Source organism: Micromonospora sp. ABR4_055, from assembly GCF_056160425.1.
The window spans coordinates 1-2811 of record NZ_JBSWXD010000288.1; the positions used below are offsets into that span (position 1 = coordinate 1).

2 protein-coding genes are annotated in these 2811 nt (G+C 63.7%); both read left to right on the top strand.

Translation table 11 applies throughout. The features are described 5' to 3' along the window. Nucleotides 1-360 precede the first annotated feature (360 nt). Nucleotides 361-1827, top strand: a complete 1467-nt coding sequence (locus ACXAHD_RS31805) for an MFS transporter (RefSeq protein WP_281567291.1) — start codon at nucleotides 361-363, stop codon at nucleotides 1825-1827. A 2-nt stretch (nucleotides 1828-1829) separates the two neighbouring features. Continuing rightward, a complete protein-coding gene (locus tag ACXAHD_RS31810) occupies nucleotides 1830-2537 on the top strand; it encodes a TetR-like C-terminal domain-containing protein (protein WP_281551238.1) in 708 nt (235 codons plus the stop codon). Nucleotides 2538-2811 lie beyond the last annotated feature (274 nt).

Below are 2811 nucleotides of genomic sequence, written 5' to 3' on the forward strand. Positions count from 1 at the left end.
TCGGCGACTCCCTCACGCCCGCCGCACCACCCAATACAGAAATGATCAACCAACATTCAGCGGCAACCGCGTCGGTGGATCGAGGCTGAGCCCAGCACTCGGCTGCAGCCACAGCGAACGACCCGGGCCCGGTCCTCATTACCCACGAAGTAATCGACACAATTGAGCATAGTCACCAAAATTGCTACGGATAAGCTCCACGTATGACAACCTGGTCAGACCGCCGCCGGCACCGGGACATCGCCCCTTCGCCGCATCGCCGCCGGTTGTTCTGCCAGGAGCAATGCGGTGCGCGGTGCTGCCTCGACGGCAGCCCGTCGGAATACGTGGGACCCCGCAAGCACACAAGAGGGAGGTCAGGTGTCTGAGACCACGGCGTCGGCAGGCCAAGCCACAGCTGAACGACCCGCCGATCCACCGACGGGCACCACGCCCCGCTGGGTGATCATGCCCATCATCCTGGCTGCCATCTTCATGGTCGCGTTGGACTTTTTCATCGTGAACGTCGCGATCCCGTCGACCCAACGCGAGCTCAACGCGAGCCCGGCGGCGATTCAGTTCATCATCGCCGGATACTGGTTGTCGCTGGCAACTGGCCTGATCATCGGCGGCCGCATCGGCGACCTCTACGGTCGCCGTCGGATCTTCCTCATCGGCCTGGCCTGCTTCACTGCGGCCTCCGCTGCCTGCGGCCTGGCCCCGACCGCGGAATTCCTGGTGGCAGCCCGGATCGCTCAGGGCCTGTCGGCCGCGCTTCTGATGCCGCAAGGGCTGGCCATTCTCGGAGTGGTTTACACCGGTGCAGCGCGCGCCCGTGCCTTCACCGCCTACGCCGTGACGCTCGGACTCGCCTCGGTCTGTGGACAGCTCATCGGAGGCATCCTCATCGAAACCGACCTCCTGGGGCTCAGCTGGCGCAACTGCTATCTGGTCAACGTCCCGATCGGGATCACCACCCTGCTACTCACGCTACGGTTCGTGCCCGAGTCCCGCGCTGAAAACCGGACCAGGCTCGACTTCGTCGGCACCGTGCTGATCGCCGCAGGGCTGGTCGCGCTGGTCCTACCTCTGGTCGAAGGGCGCGAGCGCGGCTGGCCGATGTGGACCTGGATCATGCTGGCGGCGTCTGTTCCCGCCCTCGCCGCGTTCGTGCGGCACCAGAGGGCGCTGCTCGCCCGCGCTGGCGGACCACTGATCGACGTCCGACTCTTCCGTGAACGCGCATTTAGCGTAGGACTCGTGGTCACGGTCCTGTTCAACATGCTGATGGGTTCGTTCTTCCTCTTCCTCGCGATCTATCTGCAGGAAGGGCAGGGTATGACGCCCCTGCAATCTGGCATCATCTTCACCCCGATCGCCGCAGGTTACTTCATCACCTCGTTGCGTGCGGAAGCGATCTCCCAACGACTCGGTCGACATGTCCTAACAGTCGGGTCGGTCGTGATGTTCATCGGACTGATCATCACGTACATGATCGTCTCGGACATCGGAATCGGTGGACGGACCGCAGTACTGGTGCCCGGCTTCGTACTCGCCGGCGCGGGCATGGGACTCGTGCTCGCCCCATTGACCAACACGGTGCTAGCCAACCTCGATCCGGAGTACGCCGGCGCCGCCTCAGGCGTGCTGGCCACCTCGCAGCAGGTCGGCGGTGCGGTGGGCGTGGCTATCGTCGGGGTGGTCTTCTACAACCGCTTGGAGGGCTTCACTGATCCGATGACCTACGCACCGGCATTCCTCGCTGGGGTGCTGTGGTTGATCGGGTTCGCTGTCGCGATCGGCCTGCTGGTTCAGTTCCTCCCCCGGCACCGCACCGTAGCAAACTGAAGATGGGAAACGACTTCATGCAACATGACTACCGCCGAGACGACAAGTTGGCCGTCCGGGTCAAGAATGAGGCGTATGCCCGGCTGGCCCGGCCCGGGACCGCAGGTCTGCCGCTCGCGAGCATCGCCGCCGACCTGGATGTCCCGCAGGCCGAGGTCCAGCGCTGCTTCTCCGACCCGGCACAGCTACTGACATCAATGATCCTCGACGCATATCGGGACATGGGCGATCACGCCGAGCGGGGTGCCCAGGCGGCTGCCGACGAAGGCCTTCTTGGGCAGTGGTCGTCCACCTGCCGCGAGATTCGCAAGTGGGCCCAGGACAATCCTGAGCGGTACGCGCTGATCTGGGGACCGCCACAGCCCGACTACAGCGCCCCTGCGGAGACGATGGTCGTCGGCGCCCGAGCCGCAGCGGTTCTCGTGGGCCTGCTCAGGCAGGCCCACCAGGCCGGCACACTGAGCATCGCCGACGAACCGCCGATGAGCGACGGGATGGAACAGAACGTGTCCGCACTCGCGAATGGATTCCTCGCTGGAATTCCACACTCGACCATCTCTCGCACCCTAATTGCGTGGACCCAGTTGCTCGGTATGGTCAGCTTCAGTGTCTACGGACACGTGCAGGGGTTTGCGGCGGATCCGGACGCCTTCTTCGACCACGCAGCAGAGGCGATGGGACGCTTCGTGGGGCTGCCCGCAAATTCCTGACTCATCGATTCAATAGGGCTTAAACATATTGAATAGGGCCGGAGCAGCGGTGCGCAGGAGCACCAGGCTCCGCAGCGGCACGAGTCGTGGACAGGGAGATATCAATTCCTGTCCACGACTACGCGTGCGTCCTACACGTACCCCGCACGTCAATCAGTTAACTGCTCGAACAGTCGTAAGTAGTCCCAGTTCCCGTGGGTGACTTTGTGTAGTCGGACAGTTGGTGCGTGCTCCGGCAGCCGTGGTGGTGTTGATTTGCGGCCGTGACGGTCTC

Excerpts from the sequence above, each read along its gene's own strand:
- ACXAHD_RS31810 (WP_281551238.1), top strand. The coding sequence starts at position 1,830 with ATGGGAAACGACTTCATGCAACATGACTACCGCCGAGACGACAAGTTG.